Source organism: Pseudenhygromyxa sp. WMMC2535, assembly GCF_011083025.2.
In genome coordinates, this window is sequence record NZ_JABJWV010000001.1 from 7925985 (window position 1) to 7943297 (window position 17313).

The window sequence follows — 17313 nt, forward strand, 5'->3', positions numbered from 1 at the left end:
CGTCGAGGGTTTCACCACGGGCTGCTAGAGATTAGAGATCCAGCCCGGCGAGCAGGCGCAGGATCGACGCCTCGCTGGGCACCGCCGGCGTCACCCGCAGGACGCCGAGTTGGTCGATATCGGCCTCGACGGCGAGCGGCCCCGCCAGCAACCTCGCGCGCAGCGCCTCGAGCTCGCCGTCGCGGCGGCCGAGCGCGACCATGGCCGCCGCCGCCCGGCTTCGTCCCCGGGGGTCGCAGGCCGTCATGGCGCCGGCGAGGATCGGGATCGACTGGGGATCCAGGGCGTCCACGCGCGCCCAGGGAGCGAGCTCGCACAGCGCGTCGGCGTCACCGAGGAAGGCGAAGATCGCTCCCTCGGACCCCATCCCACCCATCCCATCAGTGCCCACCGCCGGGTCTGCCTCCTCGCTCGCCCCGAGAGCGGCGCGCTCGAGGGCGGCGACCGAGCGCGGGTGCGAGCGCCGGACCGCGTCGTCGATCAGCACCTCGAGGAGCAGCGCCCACGCCCGCGCGTCGGCCCGCGGCTCCCCGGCCATCTCGAGCAGCAGGCGATCGCGACGAGACCAGCGCTGCTGGGCCGGGACCTCGCGCAGATAGGCCGAGACCTGGGCGCGCAGCTCGGCAGCGCCCTTGCTCCCCGCGCCGCTCCCCCCTTCGCCTTCGCCCCCCGCTCGCAGCGGCGCGTCGCTGTCGACGTCGCGCAGGCGCGTCGCCAGCAGCTCGCGCCGGGCGTCCTCGTCGCGCAGGCCCTCGCTGTGGGCCAAGACCCCGCGCAGCGCCATCAGCGTGTACTCGCGAGCCCCGTAGGTCTTGCCCGCGAGCACGGCCCGGGTCCACAGCGCGCGCGGATCCTCGGCCAGGCCCGCCGCCGAGAGGGTCAGCTGCTCGGCCCGCCCCTGCTCGCCGTGGGCCAGGGCCAGCTCGGCGTGGAGCTGCTGCTGCGCGCCGGCGAGCTCGGGGGCGTGGGTCAGACGCTCGTCGAGGGTCGAGAGGATCACCTGGTGCTCGCCGGCGAAGAGCAGCGGCACGATCACGGGGCCCGAGCAATTCAGGGCGAGGTCCGACTCGAGCGCAGCGGCCAAGGCCGCGCCGGTGGTCGGGGCCGCGGCCGCGCCAAAGGCCTCGCTGAGCGCGGCCCGGCTGCGCGCGGGATCGAGGCCGACCTCGCGCAGGGCGGCCTCGGCCTCGGCGCTCTCGTCGAGCCAGGTGCCCAACCGGGGGCAGCGCCCGCTCTCGCGCAGATCGAGCCCGGCCATGGCGTTGGTCAGCTGCGGCTCCCAACCCGCGAACCATTCGTCGCCCAGGGCGCGGCGCACGGCCACGCGGTCCGCCTCGGTGATCGCTTGCGCGTCGATCCCCACGGCATCCCCCGCCGCCCCCTCGAGCGCGAGCAGCGAGGCGACCACCGGCAGCACCTCGTCCACCAGCGGCCCCGGCACGGCCTCGGCGATGGCCAGGGCCTGCCACGCGTTGCCCATGACCAGCTGACGCCGGACCTCGGCCGCCGCCTGCGGGCCGATCTGCGCGATCCCTGCCTCGTAGCCCGCCGCGATCACGTGCAGGCGCAGGCCGAGGGCCTGGGCCTGCTCACCGCGCAGCTCGAGCAGGCGCGCGAGGGTCAGCAGGAGGTCCACGCTGCGCCGCTCCACGGGCACGCGCAGCGACCAGTGTCCGGCCAGGGAGCGAGGCGGCGGCGACCCTGCGAGCGCGCCCGAGCCAGCCTCCTGCGCGTCGCTCGACGCCGGCGCCCCCCCTGCCGACTCCCCGCCCGGATCCGCCTCGACCCGCGCTGGGATCGTGTCTCGCAAGCTGGTGGTCAGCGCGAACTCGGCCCCGCTGAGGTTGCCGATCGCCGCGGACACCCGCCAGGCCTTGGCGCGCTCGAGCGAGCCCTCGCCCTCGAGCGCCCGCATGGCCGCGACGCTCCACGCCTGACGATCGTCCTCACCACCGCCGCGGGCGCTCGCCACTCGCAGGCGCGCGTACTCGCGGACGCCGTCGGGGAGCGCGTCGATGGCCGCCTCGATCTCGGCGAGCTCGCGCTCCCCGATCCACGCCGAGATCTGCCGCGGCGAGACCAGCCCGGGGCCCAGCGCGCCGCTGAACTCCGCGGCGAGGAGCATGGCCACGTCGGCCGGCGCGAGGGCGGCCCCCTCGGCCTCGGCGAGCTCCGCCAGCGCCCTCGGGCTGCGCTTGCGGGCGATCTCCAGCTGCTCGGCGAGCGCGGCCTCGCTGACCACGCTGCTCCCCCCCGTGCCGCCCGCGGCCGGATCCAACGACGCCATCGCTCGCTGCGCCCGCGCCTGCGCCTCCGCGCTCGGGCGCAGCTCGGCCATGAATGTCCGGGCCGCGTCGTCGATCTGCGCCGGGCAGATCAGCGCCGCCCTGCGCATGTCCGTGTCCGCCGCCAGGGCCTCGCCGAGGCCCGCCTCGGCCTCGGCCCGCGCCATCAGCAGCCCGCAGATCTCGGCGGCGTCCTCGTCACCCGCGAGCAGATCGAGATCGATGGTCAGCGCGCGGACGTAGTGCGCTGCGGCCACGCCGAGCAGGCCCTGCTGGTGCTCGAGCTTGGCGAGGGCGAGCAGCGAAGGCTCCCGCGCCCCGGTGCGAAAGTCTCGCAGGAGCACGGCCCGCGCCTCGTCGATCTGCCCGAGGGCCACGAGCGCCTGCGCCCAGGCCCGCGCGGCCTTGTTGGTCGGCGTGCGCTTTTGGGCGCGCGCGCGACGATCGACGGCCTCCCACTCTCCGCGCTCGGCGAGGCGGACCAGCGAGCCGCCGCAGCCGAACAAGGTGCTGGCCAGGGCGACCGCCGCCACGCTCCGCGGGCCCCCTGCCCGGGCGAAGAGGCGACCACGCCCTCGCCCGCGGCTCAGCTCTGGACGCCTCGCCATCGGCCTCACTCCTGCGCCTCGGCTCCCTCGGCCTGCGCGGCCTCGCTGTCCGAGCCCTCGTCTGGTGGCGGCGCGCAGCCCAGGGCGTCGCCCCCACCGACATCCGCGATCAGGCGATCGAGGAGCACCCGCTCCTCGGCGGCCAGCGACGCCCGCCCGGCCTGCGCCGCACACAGCTCGTCGAACGCGGGGTCCGGGTCGCCCAGGGAGATGTAGCCCTCGGCCAGGCGCAGGTGATTGATCGCCGCGTCGGGGTGGGCGTCGACGACCGACTCGAGCAGCTCGAGCCCCTCCTCCGAGTCGCCCTCGTCGAGGTGCTTGCTCGCGAGCACATAGAGCGTGCCCAGCATGCGCTGCGCGGCCATGTCCATGAACGCCGGATCCCGCTCGATGCTCCGCTTGGACCAGGTCTGCATCTCCTCGAGGATGTCGAGGGCCCGCAGCCCCCGCAGCTCCGCGACGCGCCCCGCGACGGCGGCCCGGGCGTAGGCGTAGGCCGCCGAGTCGTCGTCAGCGGCCGCGCGGACCTGCTCGAGGGCCGTGACGCGATCGGCCTCGCTGGCCCCCTCGCCCTGCCCCTCCGCGCCCGCGGCGATCCTCGCCTCGAGGGCCTCGTAGGTCGCCCACGCGCCGGCCTGCTCGGCCTCGACGATGCTCGGATCGACGCTGCCCTCGGGCTTGCAGGCGAAGGCGCCGAGCGCCGCGATCACGATCACGATCAGCCAGGAAGCTTTGTCGACCGTCACCGCCGAGGGATAGCACGACCGGCCGCGCTCCGGGACCCACCCAGGGCGGGCCGAGGGCGACCGGTCCAGCCCCGGCTCAGCCCCCGTAGTCGGAGATCACGCCGGCGTAGGTCTTCTCGCTGGTCGCGCTCAGCGAGGACAGTCCGACCTCTTTGCAGGCCTTGGCCCCCTCACCCGAGCAGACCTTGGCGAGCTTGCTCGAGAAGGTCTTCTTCTCGGCGGCGGGCGCCGAGGGGAAGGCGACCACGACCATCGGCGGCAGCTCCTTGGAGCGCCACACGACCTTCAGCCCCTCGCCCCCGGCCTTGGCCATGCTGGCCTCTTGCGCGTCGTCGATCAGCGCGCAGGCGACCTCGCCCCGGGCCGCGTCCTTGATGGTCTTCATCGGTCGGCGCGTGTCGACGACCTCGAAGTCCGCGAGCTTGAAGTCCTGCTTGCCGACGACGCCATTGATGAACTTGGTGTCGTCGCCGTGGTCGGTGCCCAGGGTCTTGCCCTTGCAGCCCGCCAGCGTGGTCTCGCTCGCGCTGACCACGAAGTACTGGCGGCCGCCGCCACCGGAGACCTCGGCCGATCCGATGACCTCGAGCTTGTTCGCGGCGCGGAGATCGAGGAAGGCCGCGAGGGAGAGGATGCCGTAGTGGGGATCTTGCTCGCCGATCCAGGTCTTCGCCATGCGCCGGCTGGTCTGATACTTGCCCTCGGCGGCGGTCCAGCCGTTTTGCTGGGCCACGTGGGCGATGAGCTTGTCGACGTACTCTTGCGCGCTCGCCGAGCTGCCCACGCCGTGCTCCTTCAGGATCAGCACGTTGACCTTTTCGCCGGCGTCGGCGGCCAGCGGTGCGAGGCTAAGAGAAGCGAGAAGGGCGGCTGCGGCGAAGTTTCGGATACGCACGGTGACCTCGGGGCCCTTTGACGGGGCGTCGCCCGAGTTATGCAACTCGTGGGCGTCAGTGCAAATCGAGGGCCTTCACAGGTGTGCGCGCACACGCACATGACACCAGGTGTTCCACACCCTGGCGCTCCCCCGCCCCCATCTGAAGTGGGGTCTCAGGCACCGGCCCGACGCATGTCCGTGGGCAGCACCACCAGCGCGCCCGCGATCACCAGCATCACCACGGCGCCCCACAGCCCGCCAGCTTCGAGGGCGTGGGACTCGTACCAGGCACGCAGCGGCTCGAGAGAGCTCGAGAGCTCGCCCGACTGCAGCGCAGGCCCGAGCAGGAGGTAGCCCACGCCGATGGCCAGGGCGTAGGCAGAGGCCAGGATCCAGTTGCGCCGACGATCGTCGACGGCCTCGATCTCCGGCAGCTGGCCCATGACCGCGCGGGTGAAGAAGGCGTCGCTGGGCTCGTGGAGCTCGAGCAGCTCGAGCTCCATGTCCACGAATTCTCGCAGCTCGAAGGCGCAGTCCTCGTCGGACTCGACCATCGCGAGCATCGCCTCGGGCAGCCAGCTGCGCCCCGAAGGATCTCCACGCAGCAGCTCGGGGTCGAGCTCCAGCTCGACGAGGGCCTCGAGGAATCGCTCGCTGGCCGCGCTCACGCGGCGACCTCCTGGTGCCCACGCAGGTGCTCGCGCAGCAGCTTCTTGGCGCGGTGCAGGTGGGTCTTGACGGTGCCCAGGGGCAGATCGAGGACCTCGGCGATCTCCGGGTAGGAGACGTCCTCGAGGTAGTAGAGCGTGACCACGGCGCGGTAGCGATCGGGGAGCTCGGCGATCGCCGCGGCGAGGTCCCGACGCAGGTCGCAGCGCGCCGCCGAGAGCTCGCTCTCGGGCGCGGCCGCCCGGCTCTCGAAGCCCTCGGGCAGGGCCGAGAGCTCCTTGCTGCGCGTGCGGTGGTTCAAGAACACGTTGTAGGCGATGCGGTACAGCCAGGTGGAGAAGCGCGCCCGGCCCTCGAAGCCGACCATGCCCCGGTAGGCGCGCAAGAACACCTCTTGGGCGAGGTCGTCCGCCAAGGTGGTGTTGCCCGTCAGCCGCAAGAGCAGCCCGCGGACCTTGCCCTGGTGGCGGCGGACGAGCTCGGCGAAGGCCTGCTTGTCGCCCCCTCCCCGGCCCGCGCGCTGGACCAGCGCCTCGTCGTCGAGGCTGGAGATCTCGGCCTCACCGGCGCCGAGGGTCCGCGTGCCGGCCGAGGCCGATGACCAAACTTCACTGACCCTCATTTGGACCCCCTGACCGCGAAGCGGTGACTGATCAAATAGCCCAGGCCGATGAAGCCGGGGATCAAGCCGGCGGGGCTCAGGCCGTGGCCGCCGCCGAGCTGCGAAGCGACGAGCAGGCCGACCCCCGTGCACACCAAGACCAGCCCGCGGCGGAGATCACTGGCGCCTCCCCCGAGCAGCTCGGCCGGCGGCTCGAGGCCCTTCTCGACCATGCGCCGGGCGAGATCCAGGCGCCGCTGCGCGGTCGCGTGGCGGAAGCGAATCGCCGAGATCACGACGAGCGAGACGACGGCCAAAAACGCGAGGTCGAAGGCGCGGAAGCCTGCGCAGCTCGGCCCCTTGGGCGCGAAGAGCATCGAGTCGAACTCGAGCAGGTAGCCGAGCGCTCCCGAGCACGCCTGACCGCTGATCCCCGCGTCGATGGACATCGGGACGAACTCGGCGGCCATCGCGGTGCTGGAGAGCCCGAAGGTCATCAGGCCCGCCGCGATGAACGCGGCCGCCTCTACGAACAATTGCTTCGAGCGCATCCTGGCCATGGACCTCCCTGAGAACCCCCTGACCTCGATGGTGTTTCAAACCCCGCCCTTTTTCCAGGCGGCACCGGGCGTTGGCGCGCAGGCGCGGCGGTAGCCGTCCCAGACCGCGCGAAAGCTCGGCCAGCGGTCAGGGAAGCCCGCTGGCGCCGACCAGCCACGCTCGCGCAGCGCTCGCGCAACCAGCGCTCGTCCGCGTGTGAGAGTCCCCTCGGCTTCATCGAGGCGCGCGGGGCTGCTCAGCAGATCGTCGACCATCTCGCGCAGCCCCCGAAGATCGTGTTCGAGACCATAAAAGACCCCCTGAATCTCGAACTGCTCGGCGAACCACTCGCGGGCGAAGCTGCGCGGGTCCTCGGCGAAGGGCGCCGCATAATCGACGCTGATCACACAGCAGGCCAGCTCTTCCCACAGATGCCTGCGGTGATCCGCGCGCCCGACGTCGAGAGGGATCAGCCCATAGTCGAAGCCATGATCGTCATCGAGGTGCCCCAAGAAGAGCGCGTGTACGAGCTCGTGGAGCAGGTTCGGCAGCCCCTCGGATTCGATGACCCAGCCGACCGGCCCGGCGATCTCGCCCATGTCATCTTCTGGACGCGCTCGACGGCACAGGTTTTCGCGCTCCGGGCCGAGACGAACGACACCACCCAGACCGGCAAAGATGGCTGCAATGGCAACAATCAGCGGCGCATTCGCGCCACTGGCGCTGTAGGTCCCATTATTACGGATGGGATCCGATGTAAGCCCAAATAATGCTTCGGCATTCGACCCGAGCCCTGGTAGGCTGGCACCGGACTTTCGTCCCTTCACCAGCCAGTCATGCCTGGTCTCCCCGCCCTGAGCAACCCGGTCAGCGAGGACCGAGACACGAGCGCGCGCCCGGTCGTGCTCGACGACCCGCAACCTGCGTGGGAAGACGCGCGCCCGAAGCGAGCGCGCGGGGACGACGAGACCTTCAGCCTCGGCCGATATTTGATCACCGGCCGCATCGCCAGCGGCGGCATGGCGACGGTCTATCGCGCACGCCTCGAGAGCGAGGGAGGCTTCGCCCGCGAGTTCGCGCTCAAGGTCATCCACCCGCACCTCGCGGCCGCCGACGGCTTCAAGGAGCGCTTCCTCGACGAGGCCCGCGTGGCCTCGCGGGTCAACCATCCGAACGTCGTCGCCACCGTCGACTCGGATCAAGACCGCGGCTACCACTTCCTCGTCCTCGAGCTCGTCGACGGCGTCACCTTGCGCCAGCTCCAGGTCGTCGATCTCCAGCGCAGCGCCAACGAGTCCGAGCGTCGACTCCGGCCCACAGAGGCCGCGCGCGTCGTCTGTGACGCCGCCCGGGGGCTCCACGCCGTGCACACCGTCGTCGATGATCGCGGCGAGGCCCTCGAGGTCGTGCACCGCGATCTCTCGCCGCACAACCTGATGCTCGACGTCACCGGTCGCACGGTGCTGATCGACCTCGGCCTCGCCAAGGCCCGCGGTCAGCTCGGCCACACGCAGACCGGGGTGCTGTGCGGGAAGCTGCCCTACATGAGCCCGGAGCAGAGCCGCATCGAGCCCCTCGACGCGCGCTCCGACGTGTTCAGCCTCGGCAGCGTGCTCTTCGAACTCGCCGTGGGCGTGGCGCCCTTTGGCGACGACCACACCCCCGGCACCCTCGAGCGCCTGCGCAACTGCGATCCCGAGCGGATCGGCGAGGCGCTCAGCGACGCGCGCGTCCCCAGCTGGCTCGCGCAGGTCGTGCTCACCTGCCTGCGCGCCGATCCCAGCGATCGCTACTCGAGCGCCGAGGCCCTCGCCGACGCCCTCGACGAGGGCATGCGCCGGGCGGGCGTCAACCAGTCCGAGGTCCGCCAAAAGCTCGCGCGCAGGGCTCGAGCCTTGACCGAGCGCATGGGCGCGATCCAGCCGGCCGATCCCCTGCCCCCGCTGATCTCCGCCGATCCCACCGGGCCCAACCGCACCCTCGCCAGGCCGCTGCTGCCGACCTGGGCGCGCGGGTTGAGCATGGCCGCCGCCGGTGCGCTCTTGGTCCTCCTCGGCCTCGTCGTCGTCGATCTCTTCGATCGTGACGACGGCGACGGCGACGAAGCGCGCAGCGAGGCCGCGAGCTCCGGCACCGTCGGCGATGACGAGATCGACGAGCTCTCGGGCTCACCTTCGCCCGCGCGCACGACCGCGCCCGATCCCGCCCCGACCGCGGGCGAGGACGCGAGCGCCGACTCGGCAGCAGAGGCCAGCGCGCCGGATCCCGGTGACGACGACGCGCAGGGCGACGTGCCTCGCAAGACCAGGCGCGGCCACGCCCGCGGCAAACCCAGCCCGCTGGAAGACTACAAACCCAACCCCTACATCTGATCGGCTGATCGGCCTGATCGAAAGGGCAAGCTCGTCGAGCTCGCGTGTCACCCGAACGTGACCTTCGCTGGCTCTCGACCGCCGACGCGCGGCAAAAGCCCGTGACGCTAGCGAGCTTCCTTGGTAGCTATGAGTAGCTGCGCGAGCGCCTCGAGACGCCTCGAAGAGCGCATTGAGCCTCGCGTGCTCTCCTCGCCATGTTCATGGCCAGCGCTCCCCTCTCGCTCTCATTGGCCCTCATGGCCATCACCGGCGTCCTCGCTCCCCCCAGCGAAGACGCGCCGGTGCCCACCGCCGAGGCCCCAGACCAGCCCGCGGGAGACTCGCGTAGCGCCGCCAAACAGGCCTTCGACGAGGGCCTGGACGCCGCGGCCAAGGGCAACTACGAGACGGCGATCGCCGCGTTCATGCGGGCCCACGAGCTCCACCCCCATCCGGTGACCCTCTTCAACCTCGCGCTCACCCTCGAGAAGGCCCAGCGCCTGCCGGAGGCCTGGGAGCTCTTCGACGAGGTCGTCACCGTGGTCGAGAGCGCCGCGGAGCGCCGCGAGATTCGCCGGCACATGCAGGCCATCGAGGCCCAGATCGCGATCGTCGAGGTCACGGCCAGCCCGCGCTCGCGGCTGTGCATCGACGGCGTGGCCATGCCCAAACACGAGGGCGCCAGCCATCGCCTCGCCGTCGAGCCAGGCCGCCACGAGCTCCTCCTCGACGCGCACCCCTTCCCGCTCGAGATCCAGGCGGGAGAGCGCCGCGTGCTGCTCCTCGACGCGGGCGGCTCGGGGCCCGACAGCCCCCGTGGGCGCGCCGTCCCGGCCCTCCTCGGCACCACCGTGGGCGCCGGCGCACTCGGCCTCGGCCTCGGCATCGGCGCAGCCACGAGCCGCGATGGCGACGTCCAGCTCGGCCTCGCCAGCGGCGCGGCGGCCAGCGCTGGCGTCGCGATGATCACGGGACTCACGGCCCTGCTCATCGAGCGCCGCATCGCCCGCGGGCGCCCCCCGAAGTCGTCCAAGTCCAAGTCCAAGTCCAAGTCGTCCAAGTCCAAGTCGTCCAAGTCCAAAGGGCGCGAGGCCGCGGTCAGCTGCCCGGGCTCGCCCACCCTCGAGCAGCGCATCGATCTCCAGCTCGACACTGCGACGGCCCACCCCGTGACCTTCGCGGCCGGTGCCCTGCCGCCGCCCGCCATCCCCGGCGTGCAGCTGGCCGAGCGTCCCTTTCCGCGAGGACACGCCGCGCCGCGCGAGCCCGCGGAGGCCCCGCTCACGCCGCGCTGAGGCTCAAAAGCGGCCAAAGACCACGAGCCCGGCGCGCTCGCGATCCATCTCGAGGCTCATCCACAGCCGCCTGCGCTGGACGCCGCCGACGATCGTCATCGCCACGCCACCAATGAGCATGGCGACGCCCGGCGCCCCCATGGTCAGCGCCGCGCGGTTGCGGGCGTCGGCGAAGCAGTTGTTGCCCGCGTAGGCGTCACAGGGGCTGGTCGAGGCCATGGCGATCGCCCCTCCGACGAGCACGCCCCCAGCGACGGTCGCCGCGATCCCTGCCCCCAGCCACCGCCGCGCGACCGCGGCCTCGGGGCTGTCGAGGACCGGGTTGTAGTCGTCGAAGCGCGCGTCGTCCTCGTCGTCCCAATCCTCGTCCGGCTCGGGCTCCGCCTGCGTGGGCGCTGGCTCCAGCTGGCTCGGCTCCAGCTGGCTCGGCGCTGCCCGAGTCTCCTCCGGCTGGGCCTGCTCCGGCTGGGCCTGCTCCGGCTGGGCCTGCTCCGGCGGGACCTGCTCCGGCGGGACCTGCTCCGTCACGCCCTCCCCCGCATCGGGCTCGTCTCCTGTGCGCGCCTCGTCCCCCTCGGGGGCCTGGACCTGCGTCGGCGCGGCCCGAGCCCGAGTCGGGACCGCGGCCACACCCGTGGCGACGAATAGAGCGAGCAAAGCGCGAGAGCTGGCGCGCATGGCCACGCAGCCTACCCGATCGCCGCCCATCTTGCTGCACCTCCCCGAGCCGAGCGCGCGGGCCATCTGCCTCGGCGCTTGCGCCCACGGGGGCGCGACGGCAGGCTTGCACCGTGCCCCTCGCGTCCACCCTCGCCCTCGCGTCCGCCCTCGCCCTCGCGCCAGGCCGCGGTGAAGCCGCGAGCGCAGACTCGGGCCAGCGCACCCTCGAGCGCTGCAGCACAGACGGCCACGACCTCTTCGTGGGCTACGGCCCGCGCACAGCGCCAACCTTGCTGCGCCTCTATGTCGACCCCAGCACGGGCAACCAGCTCCAGAGCTGGCTCGAGGCCCGGCGCATCGCGGGCGAGCGCAAGGACAGCCTGCGCATCGAGCTGGTCGTGACCCGCGGCGGCCTGGCCGAGGACGACGCCGCCGATCCCGTGCGCCTGTGGTTCATGGCCGTGGCCGCCCTCGGCGAGGCCGAGGACGGCCTGCGCATGCTCGAGGGCCGCGACTGGCAGCGCGTCGCGGTTCAGCTGCGCTCGGCGGAGGGCCGCGCCGCCCTCGCGCAGACCCTCGACCTCGATCCCGAGCACATCGAGGCCCGGCGCACCGGCGCCGCCGGGGCCTGCCTGCTCCGGCGCCTCGACCACGAGTCCCAGCACATGGCGGCCCTGACCATGGGCCAGCCGAACATGATCGTCGGTATCGTCGACGCCGAGGGCAACGAGAGCATCCAGCCCGTCGACGCCCAGCTCAGCGATCTGCGCGGGCAGCTCGAGCGCGCCCGCAAGACCAGCCCGAGCGCCGACGAGGCCATGATCTCCGTGCCCTACGGCCCCACCCTGGGCGGCCAGGCCTCCCGCCTCGATCGCACCTTCCCCAGCACTGGCGTGCTCGTCGGCGGCCGCGCCCTCGCCCACCGCCTGGTGATCTTCATCGAGGACGAGGACAGCGGGAAGCTGCCGAGCTGGCTGGGCCCCGCCATGCGCTACCGGGCACAAAACCCCGGTGAGCTCTCTGTTCAGGTCATCGCCGCCGGCGTCGGCACCCGGGCGATCCGCCTGCGCCGGCGGCTGTGCGCGGCGCGAACCCTCGGCCTCGAGGTCGAATTTCTGATGCACCTCGCCGAGCGCCCGGCGGTCCGCCGCCTGCACCAGCAGGATCTCGACGAGGTCATCCAGCCGGTCGCGGACTCGGACGCCTGCAGTGACAGCGAGGTCCTCGATCCCGGACCCAGCGCTGGCACGGACACCCGCCGCGGCACGGACTTTGGGCACCCGCGCGGGGCCTGGCTCGACGGCCGCCCCGTCAACCGCGGCGAGCTCGAGGGCCTCGAGTGGCAGCTGTCGAGCTCCGCCCAGCCGAGCCTGGTCGACTGGCTCTCCCAGCCCGACACGCTCATGACCCCCTTCGAGTTCTGAGCCCACGGGCCGCGAGTGCGCGCTCCAGAGGACTCGAGGGCTCTCAGGCGCCGGACCGCCGGTTGCTGACGAGGCGCGAGGAGCGAGGAGCGAGTCAGCGGCCGGTGGTCCAAGCCTGGGGCCCCTCGCCTCCCGGGTGCCCCTCCTTACGCGCTCATCCTCCGGCGCGCGAAGGGCTTGGGCGCACCCTGCGATCGGCTTATCGTGTCAGTCCCCATGGACCTCAAGTACTGGGCAGCAACCGACGTCGGGCGCAAGCGCACCCACAATGAGGACAACTTCCTCATCGATCAGCAGCTGCGCCTGTTCATCGTCGCCGACGGCATGGGCGGGCACGCCTCCGGCGAGGTCGCCAGCGCCATGGCGGTGCACACGATCCGCAACATCGTGCACCGCGAGCTCGACCTGCTCGAGAACCCCGTCGACGATCCGGCCTGGCACATGGAGGTCTGCATGCTGCTCGAGTACGCGGTCCACATGGCCTGCGAGCAGATCTTCCGCAAGGGCGTGCAGGAGCCCGAGAAGAAGGGCATGGGCACCACCGTCGTCGCCCTGCTGATCGTCGAGGACCGCGGCTACATCGCCTACGTCGGTGACAGCCGCATCTACCTGCTGCGCGGCGGCATCGTCTATCAGCTGACCGAGGATCACTCGCTGATGAACGAGCTGATCCGCCAGGGCAAGATCACCGCCGAGGACTTCGACGACAGCCCCTACGCCCAGTTCAAGCACGCCATGACCCGGGCCGTGGGTCCCCAGGAGATCGTCGAGGTCGACACCCTCGACTTCGACATGATCCCCGGCGACGCGTTCTTGCTGTGCAGCGACGGGCTCTACGAGTACACCGACGACAGCGACATCTCGCGGATGCTCTCCCTGACCGAGATCAAGGACATCCCCGGCCGGCTGATCGATCTCGCCAACACCCGCGGCGGCAAGGACAACATCACCGCCCTGGTCATCCAGGTGCCCGAGAACGCCGACGGCAGCGACCGCGCCGCCGAGATCAACTTCACCCTCGACACCCTCAAGAACATCCCGCTCTTCGCCCAGCTGACCTACCAGCAGCTCGTGCGGATCATGAACCTGACCCGGGTCATCCCCTTCGAGGAAGGCAGCGTGCTGTGCCACGAGGGCCACATCGGCGACGAGCTGTTCGTGATCTTGCGCGGTGAGGTCGAGCTCTCGAACCACGGCCAGCCCCTGACCACCCTGAAGCAGGGCGAGTACTTCGGCGAGATGGCGCTGATCGACGCCGCGCCGCGCAACGCCACGGCCACCGCCCTGGGCGAGGGCAAGCTGCTGACCATCAACAGCGAGGACTTCTACGAGATCCTGCGCAAGGAGGCCCCGCTGGCCGTCAAGCTGCTGTGGTCCTTCGTCCAGGAGCTCAACTTGCGCCTGCGCCAGACCTCTCAGGCGCTCTCGACCGTCCGCCCGGTCGAGGCCCCCGCCGAGGTCGAGGAGATCGAGGAGATCGAGGACCTCAGCGACGAGCTGATGCCGAGCGAGTCGAGCACCGCCATGTCCCGGGCGGCGCTGCGCGAGCGAAGCGGCGTCCCGACCCCGCTGGGGGCGGCGCCCACGGCCCAGCACGTGGTCGGCACCAGCCGCAAGCGCACGACCACCGCGCGCAAGATCGTGATGACCATCCCCGAGCTGCAAAACCTCGACGAGCGCGACGAAGACCGCGATCCCGAGGCGCCGCAGCCCAGGCGCTCCCCCGACGCGCCCACGCCACGACGCTCCCCCGACGCTCCGACCCCGCGGCAAGAAGATGGCGTGCCAGCGGTCGCTACGGCTGCGAGGCACGCGTCGGCGACCCAGGCCCCGAGCGCCACCGCCGAGCCCGGGCAGCCCGAGGCCGCGGCGCCCACCTTCACCGCGCCCAAGCCTGCGGCCTCGCCTGCGACCAAGCCCAAGCCCAAGCCCAAGCCCAAGCCTGCGGTCACGCCCACGACCTCGGTCACGCCCGCGGCCTCGCCCAAGCCCAAGCCCTCGGTCCAGCCCGCGCCGCTGACTTCGACTTCGACCCCCGACGCGCCCACGCCCGCGGCCTCGCCCAAGCCCGCTGCCAAGCCCAAGCCTGCCGCCGCGCCCCAGGCGACGCCCTCCCCCGCGCCGGCCAAGGTGGCAGCGCCCCCTGCGGCCGCGCCAGCTCCCGCTGCGGCCGCGCCAGCGCCCAAGCCCGCCGCGCCGCCACCTCCGCAGACGCCGTCCACGGACGACGACATCCACACCCGCGCCACCCGCCCCATCGACGTCCTCCAGGACGGCGCCCCCCTGCCTCCGGACATCCACACCCGCGCCACGCGGCCCATCGATATCGTCCAGGACGCCCCCAGCTTCGGCAGCGAAGACGACGAAGACGACGGCCGGGACGCCTGAGGCCCGAGCAGCCCCCTCGCCCCACGCCATGTCCACCTCCGCCTCTCGGCTCGCCTCCCTGCTCTCCCTCGCGCTGCTCTCGGCCGCCTGCAAAGACGAGCCAGCGACCCCGACGAGCGCTGACGCCGGCGCCAGCGCGCAGCAGCCCCAGCCGCCCCCCGAGCCGCCCCCCGCCAGGGCCACCCCAGGCGTCGGCGAGGACGGCGACATCACCTTCGCCGTCGACTGGTTCGAGGGCAACCTCGAGCAGGCCATCGCCGCGGCCAAGCGCGAGGACAAGCTGATCTTCGTCGACGTCGGCGCCTACTGGTGCCCGCCCTGCCACGAGCTCGACGAGACCGTGTTCACGGTCCCCGCCGTCGGCGACTGGCTGCGCGAGCACGCCATCGCGCTGCACATCGACGCCGAGAAGGGCGAGGGCCCCGAGCTCGTCGAGCGCTACCAGGTCCAGGCCTATCCAACCATGCTCGTGCTCGAGAGCAGCGGCGTCGAGAAGTCGCGGCTCGTCGACGCCCACGCCCCCGAGGCGCTGATCGCCAAGCTCGAGGCCGCGGCCGCCGGCGGCAACGTGCTCGAGGACCTCGAGCGCGCGGTCGAGACCGCCGACCCCGATCAGCCGCAGGACCGGCTCCTCGAGCTGCGCTATCGCCTGGGCCACGCCTACCTGCTCGCCGCCAAGCGAGCCCAGGCCGACTCGATCTTCGACGCGCTGCTCGCCGCCGATCCCCAAAACACCGCCGGCGTCGCGTCCCGGGTCCTCTACGACCGCGCGCTGTTCTCGACCCTCAAGCTCGACGCCGATCCGGCCCGGGCGATCACCGAGCTCGAGGCCCTCCAGGCCCGCTTCCCCGACAGCCGACAGGCCCGCAGCGCCTACCGGATCATCGGCCGCGCCCACTGCCAGCTCGAGCAGCCGGATCAGGCCGTCGCCGCCCTCGCGGCCATGGTCGCGACCGACCCCGAGGACCCCGAGCTCAAGGCCAGCTTCGGCTGGTTCGCCTTCCGCCACGACTGCCGCCCCGACGCGGGGCTCGAGGCCGTGCTCGCCGGCATCGAGCAGGATCCGGACAGCGCCGAGCTGCGCTACCTCGAGGCCGAGCTGCGCCGCCTCCTCGATCAGCCCGCGGCCGCCCTCGAGGCGATCCGTGCGGCCAGCCGCCTCGAGCCCGAGAGCGCCTACTACAAGCGCCAGGTCCGGCGCTTCGAGGCGCTCACCAAAGCAGGCGCGCCACGGCAGTGACCACCCCCGCCGCCCCGATCAGCGTGACCACGAAGCCCGCCGCCCCGAGGGCGAAGATCACCCGGATGCCCTCGCGCGTGCCCTCGTCGAGGTGCTCGTGGAGGGCGTGGGGTCGGATCCACATCCCCGCGGTCGGGTGACCGACAGCCCGCAGCGCTCGCCACAGGCGCAGGTGATAGACGATCCCCGCAGGCACGCCCACGATCGCCCCGAGCGCGCCCAGGCCGACCCCGAGCCACAGGATCCACGTCGGCGGCAGCCAGGCCGCGAGCAGCAGGGCGACGATGATCAGCCCGGCGATGAGCGCTTCGAACACTTCCCCTCCATCTCAGGAGCCCGTGGTGGAACCCAGCGCGGCTCCTGGCGCCGGGATTTTCGTCGAGGGCGCGAAGCCAAAGCGCAGCTGTACCGGGCGTACTGCAAGTTTTGGCGACAACGCACTCGGCGAAAAGACCAAGCGAGGTGTCGTGTTGGGTTTCACCACGGGCTCCTAGTGCCTTCACGATGATGGAGAGCAAGGTTCGTGCCGAACCCTGGCGTGGACGCCCATGCCCTCGTCCTTGGGCACGATCTCGCCGTGACGACCCAGGCGCACGACCACGCCGTTGGCTGCCATCAGCTCGACGAGCTGCGCGCCGTCGACCAGGCGCAGGCGTGGATCCGCGGCAGCGGCCTCGCGCGCGGCCACGGAGAAGCTCGATACGGTGATCAGGATGCAGTGGCCGATGCGCTGGCGGACGAGCACGCCGAGCATCTCGTCGATCACCCGCCTGCCCAGCACCCGAGTCCAGCGCTTGGCCTGGACCGCCACGCTGACACGATGTCCCCAGCGATCGATCTGATCGGCCACGATGTCGACGCCACCGTCGCCGCTGCCACCGACGATCTCGACGCCGACGTAGCCCATGGCGATCAACAGATCCGCGGCCAGCGACTCGAAGCGGCTCGGGTTGAGCGTGGCCAGCCAATCGAGCATGCGCTGCTTGGCCACGGCGTTGTGGTGGGCGACGATCCGCTCGAGCTGATCGCCGAGATCGGGCAGCCGCGGGCCGGCCTCGGACTCGTCGCCACCTTCGAACTCGACATAGCGACGCCACTGAACCAGTGTCCGGGCGCGGCGCTCGGCGGTGCTCTGCGCCATGCCAGTCAGCGATTGCAGCCGCCCAGCGAGCTGCTGGACACCGACCACCTCACCTTCGAAGAAAGACCGAAAAGGACGCAGCGAGGTCGCCCCAGAGATGGCCTCGCGGAACACCGCGCGCTCCTCCAAGGAGCCCTCGCCGGTCGCCAACAGCCGGTCCCCGAGGCCCGTGAGCACCAACGCCCGAGAGTCGCCCTCTTCGACCAGACCGAGGATCTCGCTCGCTTGTCGGTAGTAGTTGAAGTGCCGCGGATCGACGCCCAGAAATTCTTGCATCGTGTCCGGGTGACTGATCCCGTCACGAATTGCTACCGCCAAGCGGCGAACGTTGGCGAGGCGATCGGCCTGGGGAATATCTACAGTGCGGTAGAGACGACGCGGCCTCGCTGCCCCTGCGAGCTCCGGTTGCTCAGCCCTCCCCACACATCTAACTTGCCACGAAATCCCAGCCCAGCGCTACTTCAGGAAACACCACTGTTGAATCA

15 protein-coding genes are annotated in these 17313 nt (G+C 71.8%); 5 read left to right on the forward strand and 10 right to left on the reverse strand.

Translation table 11 applies throughout. The features are described from left to right. Positions 1-31: 31 nt before the first annotated feature. The 7 genes from G6O69_RS30650 to G6O69_RS30680 form a co-directional block, all read right to left on the reverse strand. Positions 32-2893, reverse strand: coding sequence for a hypothetical protein (locus tag G6O69_RS30650; protein ID WP_172307016.1), 2862 nt, complete (start codon positions 2891-2893; stop codon positions 32-34). Between the two features lie 5 nt (positions 2894-2898). Next, positions 2899-3639 carry a hypothetical protein gene (locus G6O69_RS30655; RefSeq protein WP_172307017.1) on the reverse strand — a complete coding sequence of 247 codons (741 nt, stop codon included), beginning with the start codon at positions 3637-3639 and terminating at the stop codon, positions 2899-2901. A gap of 76 nt (positions 3640-3715) precedes the next feature. Then, positions 3716-4534: a PhnD/SsuA/transferrin family substrate-binding protein gene (locus tag G6O69_RS30660; RefSeq protein WP_176397186.1), complete on the reverse strand. Its 819-nt coding sequence runs from the start codon at positions 4532-4534 to the stop codon at positions 3716-3718. Positions 4535-4689: 155 nt separating this feature from the next. After that, positions 4690-5184: a hypothetical protein gene (locus tag G6O69_RS30665; protein WP_172307019.1), complete on the reverse strand. Its 495-nt coding sequence runs from the start codon at positions 5182-5184 to the stop codon at positions 4690-4692. Continuing rightward, positions 5181-5807 carry a sigma-70 family RNA polymerase sigma factor gene (locus G6O69_RS30670; protein ID WP_172307020.1) on the reverse strand — a complete coding sequence of 209 codons (627 nt, stop codon included), beginning with the start codon at positions 5805-5807 and terminating at the stop codon, positions 5181-5183. The genes G6O69_RS30665 and G6O69_RS30670 overlap by 4 nt, the downstream gene beginning before the upstream one ends. Beyond that, positions 5804-6337, reverse strand: a complete 534-nt coding sequence (locus tag G6O69_RS30675; protein ID WP_172307021.1) for a DUF6249 domain-containing protein — start codon at positions 6335-6337, stop codon at positions 5804-5806. Before G6O69_RS30675 ends, G6O69_RS30670 begins: the two co-directional genes overlap by 4 nt. Before the next feature lie 45 nt (positions 6338-6382). After that, positions 6383-6925, reverse strand: coding sequence for a hypothetical protein (locus G6O69_RS30680; RefSeq protein WP_176397187.1), 543 nt, complete (start codon positions 6923-6925; stop codon positions 6383-6385). Positions 6926-7162: 237 nt separating this feature from the next. On the opposite strand from G6O69_RS30680, the gene G6O69_RS30685 reads away from it, so the two are divergent. Then, the gene (locus tag G6O69_RS30685; RefSeq protein WP_172307023.1) at positions 7163-8698 is read left to right on the forward strand and encodes a serine/threonine-protein kinase; all 1536 of its coding nucleotides are present in this window, start codon (positions 7163-7165) and stop codon (positions 8696-8698) included. 203 nt (positions 8699-8901) lie between these two features. Further along, positions 8902-9975 carry a tetratricopeptide repeat protein gene (locus G6O69_RS30690; RefSeq protein ID WP_172307024.1) on the forward strand — a complete coding sequence of 358 codons (1074 nt, stop codon included), beginning with the start codon at positions 8902-8904 and terminating at the stop codon, positions 9973-9975. Positions 9976-9978: 3 nt separating this feature from the next. On the opposite strand, the gene G6O69_RS30695 is transcribed toward G6O69_RS30690, so the two are convergent. Beyond that, positions 9979-10653, reverse strand: coding sequence for a hypothetical protein (locus tag G6O69_RS30695; RefSeq protein ID WP_172307025.1), 675 nt, complete (start codon positions 10651-10653; stop codon positions 9979-9981). Between the two features lie 113 nt (positions 10654-10766). On the opposite strand from G6O69_RS30695, the gene G6O69_RS30700 reads away from it, so the two are divergent. The 3 genes from G6O69_RS30700 to G6O69_RS30710 all read left to right on the forward strand — a co-directional run bounded on the left by G6O69_RS30700 (position 10767) and on the right by G6O69_RS30710 (position 15687). Further along, positions 10767-12059, forward strand: coding sequence for a hypothetical protein (locus G6O69_RS30700; RefSeq protein WP_172307026.1), 1293 nt, complete (start codon positions 10767-10769; stop codon positions 12057-12059). Between the two features lie 216 nt (positions 12060-12275). Next, positions 12276-14447, forward strand: coding sequence for a cyclic nucleotide-binding domain-containing protein (locus G6O69_RS30705; protein ID WP_172307027.1), 2172 nt, complete (start codon positions 12276-12278; stop codon positions 14445-14447). A gap of 28 nt (positions 14448-14475) precedes the next feature. Further along, positions 14476-15687: a thioredoxin family protein gene (locus tag G6O69_RS30710; RefSeq protein WP_172307028.1), complete on the forward strand. Its 1212-nt coding sequence runs from the start codon at positions 14476-14478 to the stop codon at positions 15685-15687. On the opposite strand, the gene G6O69_RS30715 is transcribed toward G6O69_RS30710, so the two are convergent. Both G6O69_RS30715 and G6O69_RS30720 read right to left on the reverse strand, forming a co-directional pair. After that, a complete protein-coding gene (locus G6O69_RS30715) occupies positions 15659-16003 on the reverse strand; it encodes a hypothetical protein (RefSeq protein WP_172307029.1) in 345 nt (114 codons plus the stop codon). The genes G6O69_RS30710 and G6O69_RS30715 overlap by 29 nt on opposite strands. A gap of 183 nt (positions 16004-16186) precedes the next feature. Beyond that, positions 16187-17146 (reverse strand): restriction endonuclease, encoded by a 960-nt coding sequence (locus G6O69_RS30720; RefSeq protein WP_176397188.1) that lies wholly within the window; start codon positions 17144-17146, stop codon positions 16187-16189. Positions 17147-17313 lie beyond the last annotated feature (167 nt).